This is a genomic window from Paenibacillus selenitireducens (assembly GCF_002021565.1).
GTDB classification, from domain to species: Bacteria; Bacillota; Bacilli; order Paenibacillales; family Paenibacillaceae; genus Paenibacillus_K; species Paenibacillus_K selenitireducens.
Genome location: NZ_MSZX01000003.1, coordinates 601,307 through 609,439, shown reverse-complemented (window position 1 = coordinate 609,439; position 8,133 = coordinate 601,307). Strand labels below are relative to the sequence as shown.

At 48.7% G+C, this 8,133-nt stretch carries 6 protein-coding genes; all 6 read right to left on the bottom strand.

Annotated elements, in window-relative coordinates; all coding sequences use genetic code 11:
• Window positions 1–1,298, bottom strand: a 1,298-nt coding sequence (gene hrpB / locus BVG16_RS10495; RefSeq protein WP_078498484.1) for an ATP-dependent helicase HrpB, incomplete at its 3' end; no start/stop codon positions are given.
• Between the two features lie 1,055 nt (window positions 1,299–2,353).
• Window positions 2,354–3,976, bottom strand: coding sequence for an aspartate 4-decarboxylase (gene aspD / locus BVG16_RS10490; RefSeq protein WP_078498483.1), 1,623 nt, complete (start codon window positions 3,974–3,976; stop codon window positions 2,354–2,356).
• A gap of 49 nt (window positions 3,977–4,025) precedes the next feature.
• Complete coding sequence (aspT, locus tag BVG16_RS10485; protein WP_233146988.1) at window positions 4,026–5,720, bottom strand: aspartate-alanine antiporter; 1,695 nt, start codon at window positions 5,718–5,720, stop codon at window positions 4,026–4,028.
• A gap of 167 nt (window positions 5,721–5,887) precedes the next feature.
• Window positions 5,888–6,700, bottom strand: coding sequence for a pirin family protein (locus tag BVG16_RS10480; protein WP_078498482.1), 813 nt, complete (start codon window positions 6,698–6,700; stop codon window positions 5,888–5,890).
• Between the two features lie 152 nt (window positions 6,701–6,852).
• Entirely contained in the window at window positions 6,853–7,248 is a 396-nt protein-coding gene (locus BVG16_RS10475; RefSeq protein WP_078498481.1) for a GIY-YIG nuclease family protein, read from the bottom strand.
• 30 nt (window positions 7,249–7,278) lie between these two features.
• Window positions 7,279–8,049, bottom strand: a complete 771-nt coding sequence (locus tag BVG16_RS10470; protein WP_078498480.1) for a DUF2087 domain-containing protein — start codon at window positions 8,047–8,049, stop codon at window positions 7,279–7,281.
• Window positions 8,050–8,133 lie beyond the last annotated feature (84 nt).

The following is an 8,133-nucleotide window of genomic DNA, read 5'->3' as shown; positions in this document are numbered from 1 at the left end:
GGCTCGGCGTGGCGCAGCATGTGCGCGAGCCGCGGGTGCAGCGGCAGCGCCGCGAGGCTGCGCCCGTGCGCGGTGACCGCGCCGCGGGCGTCGAGCGCGCCCAGCTGGCGCAGCAGCTCGCGCGCTTGCGCTACCGCAGGCGCTGGCGGTGCATCCAGCCAGCGCAGCGCGTCCGGCTCGGCGCCCCACGCGGCAAGTTCCAGCACCAGCGACGCTAGATCTGCTTCCAGCATCTCCGGCGCTGTTCGGGCCGCTAGGTGGCGATCCTCCTCTGCCGTCCAGAGTCGATAACAGACTCCTGGCGCGACACGTCCTGCACGTCCTCGTCGTTGATCCGCCGAAGCCCGTGAGACGCGAATCGTCTCCAATCTCATCATTCCGGTTCGCGGAGAGAATCGGGGCACTCGCATCCATCCGCTATCGATAACGATGCGAACACCTTCGACAGTCAAGCTGGTCTCCGCAATCGATGTCGCAAGCACAACCTTGCGTTCCCCTGTCGTACTCGGCGCAATTGCTGCATCTTGCTCCTCCTGCGATAAGCTGCCATACAACGGTGCAATCCGGACCTGCATCCCCGTACCCTTAAGACGTTCATCCAATAAGGCGGCTGTTCGTCGGATCTCACCCGCTCCCGGCAGGAAGACAAGCGCATCGCCTTCATCCTGCTGCATCGCTTGCATAATGGCAGCGGCGACGGCCGGCTCCATTTTCCCCTCCATACGAAGTGCCGCATGATGAGTCACAATGGGATACATGTGCCCTTCGCTTCGAACGATCGGCGCTTGCTGTAACAACTCGGCAATCAGCTCCGCATCTAAGGTTGCGGACATCACCAGGATGCGCAAATCATCCCGCAGCACGGCTTGCGACTCCAGCGCAAGCGCCAACCCTACATCTGCATGCAGATTACGTTCGTGAAATTCATCGAAAATAAGAAGTCCGACATGCTCTAAAGCCGGGTCCTCTTGAAGCATTCTGGTGAGTACCCCTTCTGTCACGACTTCAATCCGTGTCTTCGTACTGACACGCGTATCATGCCGTACCCGGTAGCCCACGGTCTGCCCTACCTGCTCTCCGAGTAGGGATGCCATATACGCTGCTGCGGATCTCGCCGCCAACCGGCGCGGCTCCAGCATAATGATCTGTCGATCTTCTAACCAAGGTTCATGCAATAATGCCAACGGCACTTGCGTCGTTTTCCCTGCCCCTGGCGCGGCAACAAGAACGGCGTTGGGCGCCTCCTGCAGCTTAAGCTTCAGTGCCGGAAGCACCGATTGAATCGGCAACTGCACCATCCTACCCACTCCTACTTAACTTCAAAATCCTTTGTTACTATCATAACATATGTGAACCAAAATGAAGCCCTCTCCTCGATTTCCCGAGCGATGGGCTCTATGTGTGATTTTTATGATGAACTTCAAAATATGGTTTGAACGCGTTGCGCCAAATCCTCTAAATTTCGGTGCACTTGATCGATGCTGTTATTATCCATTCTTAATGACATCCAGTACTTGAAATACTTGATGTATATGCAAAACAAGCCCTTCATGTTCCAATCAATGAAAAAACGATGAACGACATTTTTCGTGATGTCGTGCAGTGCAGTTCAGTGCCGTGATTGTTTCTAATCATCGGATCAAACAGGCAGCCGCAGCGAGGGCACTGAAAAATTTGTGTTATGAGAAAAAGCTCTGTCGAGGTCCATTCACAGATGAGCGACCGCGTTTAGAGGTGGTTTTTATCGCCAAATAGAATTTTTAGTTTCGATACATCGAAACTAAAAATTCTATTGTGGGAACAATAACGATGATGCAGATAAAGATGAAGATTGCTATGTTGGATAAATCCAATAACTTTAACGGATTTGCCTATATTTAAGCGTCTATAGTGTATATTTCCAACATACAAGGATGAATAACGCCAGTAACAGTCAATTCATGGCTCCTATCCTACATAAATCCAATATAGATGAGTAGCAAAGCTCCGTCGGTCGTCTTACCCTGCATATATCCAACATAGCATTAAGGGGAGAAAAAAGTTCAGTCGAAAGACCGAAGGTACTGCATAACTTATGTTTTTCATTTCTATGATGGTTCTAATTTAAGAGGCGACTATTTGTTCAATTATGAACGAATAGTCGCCTCTCTCTTGTATCTATTCTTACTTAGTTTCCTCATACGAATTGGGTGTACATCATTACGGCCATGATCGAGTCAATATTTATTCACCCATTCCTCGAGCAGACTTTCCTTAATAAATATCGAGGCAGGCTCGCTTATTTAGGTTGAAGGTACTTTTTCAGTGGCCTTGCCGCAGCCGCCCGTTATTTCGATTCCTTTGATTCCTTCGATTACTTCGAATCCTTCCATGCTGTTACATAGGCTTCCACCGTTTGACGAACCATCTGTCCAATATGGAGATAAGATTCATCATCCAGATTGGCAAGCGAGAAGCGAACAGACCATGCTGGTCCTCGGAATCCCCCGCCATTCAGCAGCACGATGGAATGTTCTTCTGCCAGTCGGAACAGAATGTCGATTGGCGAATAATTCTTCTCCAGATAATCGCCAAATTCCTTCCCATGCGTGCGTTGAGCCCATTCCATAATATCCAGCTCAGAATAATACGCGGCATCGTATGGATCATGCTGGAGTTCGATGCCGAGCCCTTCGTAGAGCAATTTCTGACGTCTCCTGCAGATTTCCATCGTCTGCTTCTTATAGACATCCTCCCGATCCAGCAATGCGTAAATTGACATTAAGGTCATCTGTACCTGCTGCGGTGTCGACAATCCCGCCGTATGATTTAATGCGACTTGGCGACTATCAGCAACCATCCGATCAATGAACTTAATCTCCTCCGGATGCTCCGTTAAAGCACCATATCGGCGGGCAAGACGTTCTGCTTCATAGGGAGGCAGCCGCTTTATTTTCTCATCGAAAATATTATGCTCATGCACCGCAACAACCCCAAGCCGCCAACCTGTTACGCCAAAATACTTCGAGAACGAATACACGCCAATCGTGTTATACGGCATATCTGTCATCAAAGACCGAAATTCATCCACAAACGTACAATACACATCATCCGAGATGATCATCAGTTCGGGATTATGCTGGGTGACGATTTCTTTCAATTGATGGACCGACTCCGGCTGAATGGCAACCGAAGGCGGATTGCTCGGATTAACGATGAACAGCGCTTTGATGTTGGGGTCCTTCAGCTTCTCCAACTCCGAAATCGGATACTGCCAAGTATGAGACCCGTCCTCTCTTAGCTCAGATGCTTGAATCTCGACGGTATCGAAATGATATCTCGGCAAGTGAGGGATCTCCAGATATGGTGTAAAGATCGGGACCATGATCGCGATTTTATCACCAGGACGAAGCAGCGCATTGGAAATCAAGGTATCGAAAATATAGCACATCGCTGCCGTCGCGCCTTCCACAGCGAAGAGATCGAATTTCCCAATGTCCTTGTCCCCATACACCTCTTGAATGATATAATCATTCACCGTCTCTTCCATATGGCGAAGCATGCGGTCCGGTACCGGGTAGTTGTCTCCAATGATGCCATCCACCAGCTCATGCACCCACGCATCGGGATCAAACCCTTGGGATGTAATTCCGTATTCGACCGCCTTCTTCAAGAACTCCATCCCCGGGTGGTCTGCATGCTGCTCGGCGTACACCTTAAAACGGTCATAGATGCCTTCTTTCTTCGCCATCCCTGCCAAATTACCGTCACTCCTTACGCGCCGCGCTTCCACCACCGCATATTGACCTAGTGTAAAGAAGGCTTCACGCGGTGTTGCAGCAATCCAATTCGGATTTCCTCGACCTGCATTCAACATGATTTTCGTGCTTTTCTTCGCCCCGTCTTCCGCATAGCTGATCAATTTATCTTTAAGCTCAAAGGGGCTCAGCTTCCCATAGGTTTCTTCCAGTTCCCGACGCTGCAAATTATCCGTCATGTGTAGCATGCTCCTTTGTCATATCATGATGGCGAGCCTTTTTTAAATTCTAATGTGGTAATAAAGCGACGATAATGGCTCCCCAGACCGTCAGTAGAATATTTCCGACCGCATAGGTAACGGTGTAACCCAATACCGGGACTTGACTCTTCGCAGCCTCTGTAATCGCACCGATCGCTGCCGTCGTTGTCTGTGAGCCGGCACAAGCGCCAAGCGTAATGGCAGGATGGAACTTGAAGAAATACTTCCCAATCAGTACGCCTACGAGGAGGGGAATGAGTGTGACGAAGATCCCGGCAATAAACATGCTGAGTCCCGATTGCTTAATGCCTGATACGAACCCAGGTCCTGCAGATATGCCTACCACAGCGACGAATGTCGTTAAGCCGACATTATTAAATACCCATACAGCCCCTTCGGGAATGCGGCCGAATGTTGGATACAACGACCGCAGCCACCCAAAGATCAATCCCATAATGAGAGCTCCTCCACTCGTCGTTAGGCTTAAGGGGATCCCTGCAATATGCGCGGTTGGAATACCAATCAGACCGCCCAGCAATACCCCGAACCCGACGAAGATCATGTCAGACTCACTCGTTCGATGAGCTGGATAGCCAATCTTTTTCGCCACGCCATCCACAGCCGATTGCGGTCCAACAAGGATAAGCACATCGCCACGATGCACCTTCGTGTTAACGCGACGCGGAAGCATCTCGCCTTGCCTTTTGATACCTTGTACATAGACACCACGGGTTAATGTTTTGAAAGAAATATCATGAATGGTCATACCTCTAACCGCTTTGCTGCTGACGACCACATCCAAGGTTTCAATCGAGAAATCGAAGAAATCTTCGTCAAAAACCTCCTCGCCGATCACGTCATCAACGAACATGTCCATATTCTGCTTGGTCATCCCTACGACGACAATGTCATTCGACCGCAGGGTCATTTGGGGCGTTGCATCCACCATGCCTTCGAGCGTTTTGACCTTAAGGATAAAGATCCGGTTCCCTTTGTCCCTGAAGAATTGTTCAATCTCTTCAATGGTTTTACCAATATAATGCGAACTCTCCACGCGATAGGCGCGATATACGTTGAAGCGATAACTCGAACTTACTTCCTCATTCGTCGCGGTAACGCCCACCTGCTCCTCCAGTTTCTTGCACTCTTCTACAAGATTGATACGAAGAATTTTGGGTCCGATGGATGATAGGAACCAAGCAGCACCGATGGTCCCGAATATATAGGTAATGGCATACCCTACGACCACGAAACTAATCATGGATTTCTGTTCTTCGGGTGCGAGATGTAATGCGTTAATCGAGTCGGAGGCTACGCCGATGGCTGCAGATTGCGTAAGCGCACCTGATAGCAGTCCTGCGCCTTGTCCCGGATTATAACCAAGAATAAGCGCACCCGCATACGCGGAGGCTAGACCGACGACACATACAATGACAGCGAAGAGTACTTGGGGCAACCCTTCTTTCTTCAAGCCATGCACGAATTGCGGGCCTACCTGATACCCCATCGCGAATAAGAAGAGCAAGAAGAAGAACGATTTCACGACGGGTGCCACCGTGATATCTAATTGACCGACAAGCACCCCGGTGAGCAGCGTCCCTGTCACAGCACCCACTTTGAAAGATCCGATTCTAATCTTGCCTACGGCATAGCCAATACCTAACGTTAGGAATATCGCCAGTTCCGGGTATTTCTCCAATAGATCATGTGCCCAGTGCAGCATAGGGTTCCTCCTTGCGTTTCGTAGCCTGTACAACGCGTAATTTCATAACATTCTATAGGATAACCTGCAAGGATAAACATCATTCCCTCATCTTTCCACCTAAGAAGCGAACCTACCAAAAAAGCCTTCCCGCTAGGAAAGGCCTCAAGATTTACTTCTATCCCTATTTATTTCGCAAACTCGCCGTTCTGATATTCTTGAATGGCTTGTTCAATTTCTTCACAGGTATTCATCACAAACGGACCGTATTTCACAACTGGTTCACGAAGTGCCGCCGCGCGAAGCATCACCATACTGCCCTCGTTCGCATGCGCAGTGATCGTCTTCACGTCTGTAATCGATAGAATGGTCCCTTCATGCACAATACTCTTCTCGCCGTCTGCTTCAATCGTAACTTCGCCGCCCGTAATGAAGATGACATTCACCTCGTTAGCTTCCACAGCGAATTCGCCGCCATGTAACATGACATCCAGATAGTGAATCGGGTGGTGCGTATGCACGGGCCCTTCTTGATCTTCATAGGTTCCCGCAATCACCTTCACCTGCAGTCCCTCATGCTGAACAACCGGGATTGATTCTGCAGCAAAGTTGGAATATTGCGGCTCCGTTAACTTATGATCCTTCGGCAAATTCACCCACAACTGAAATCCGAGCAAATCACCATCGAATTTCTCCGGCAATTCCTCATGGAGAATTCCCTTGCCTGCGGTAATCCATTGTACACCGCCTTCGCCCAAATGACCTTCATGACCGCTTGAATCCCGATGCGAGAATGCACCCTTCTTCATGTATGTAATGATTTCAAAGCCTTTGTGCGGATGCATGGGGAAACCTGCCTCATATTCTCGGCGATCATCGTTTTTGAACTCATCCATAAGTAAAAATGGGTTGGCATCTTGAAACTGTGTCGAACCGATGACCCGTCGCATGAGAACGCCTGCGCCGTCGCTAACACGCTGTGTTGGATATAGTCTGATCATAGGGCTCACTCCATTCCATTGATGTCATTCGACACTATTGTACCATTCCAACAATCCCATATACTAGTCTTCCACATTTTCCAGGAAACAGAAAAACGCCTCGCATCTTCCACAACCGTGGCATTCGCAAGACGTTTCTTTATTTCAATGGTTTATTTGGTTCTAGGAACCTTATGGTACCCTTGATCTCCGTAGGGTTGCAGCTTCTCGATCCATAGTTCCTCTAGCACTGCAATCTCTTGCTTGTATTCCTTCATGTCTTCGGGATTCGTACAGATTTCGTCCTTTGGCTTAATCTGCTCCAGGATTTCAAAAGCAAAGGCATCCTCGCCATACGTTTTCCAATCCTGCGCGAGTTCTTTATTCACATGCTGCCCACCCATTTGGAGTTGGAACAGGTGACGATTCCAGACCGTATCCAGGTATAGCGAGCTTCCGATTAACTTTTTCCCGTTTATTTTATTTTCTATTTGATAGACGCCCATGGGGCGCAGTGTCTGTGAGACTTGCTTAGCAAGTTGTTTGCGTGTTTGCTTGTGTTCGTTCATGATTTTCACTTCCTTTCACTTGTATTTCCATCATTTCGTCTTCACCCAATACTGGCTTCCATCTTCCAATCGATCGAGAAATCCATATTCAATCAAGTAACGGCGAAGCGTAACGAAATCATCGTTCGCTGTCTTCAAAATGGCATTTACTTCTCTCTCGGTATACTTCTCACGGACATCGAACCGATTCATCAAATGCGTAAGGATCGAAATCTTGCGTTTCTCCTTCCGCGGGAATTCGATTAATTCCCCCTCAGGACCTTCCGGAAAATATTTGGCTATAATCCCGGCATGCTCCTCTTCCGTGATGGCATAACGTTCATCAAGCTTCTTCGCTGTCTTCGGCGGATTTACAAAACGCGGACGTTCCGCGCCCCCCTTGGCCTCAGCCATTTCCATAATGGCTAGAAAAATTCGCGCTTGCTTCATCTTCTCCCGAAGGGAGAAGCGATGATTACGAATTGTGGAAGTGCTGCCTCCTTGAAGTTCTTTGACAATCTCTTGGTCGCTCCGGCCCTGGTAGAACAGCTGAACCAGATCATTCTGCAGCTCGGTTAAGCCTGTCAGCTTCTTGTCCAAGCCCGTGAGGTAATGGAACATCGATTCGTGTTCGAGCGCAACATGCACTTCTGCGAACTTAGAGGCCTCATACATCACATCTGCTTCAGAATAGATGATTCCTTTCACAAAACGCTCTCCACATACAAGACATGTATACTCTTCTTTCTTCTCATCATATATATAACCTTGCTTCAACTGTTCGACTGAGGCATTCCAGAACATTTCATTCAATTCACTCATCCCAAACACATCCTATTGTCGTTTGTCCTTTATATAGATATTATATTAAACCGTTTATACAAAAGCAATGGTAAGTTCATAAAA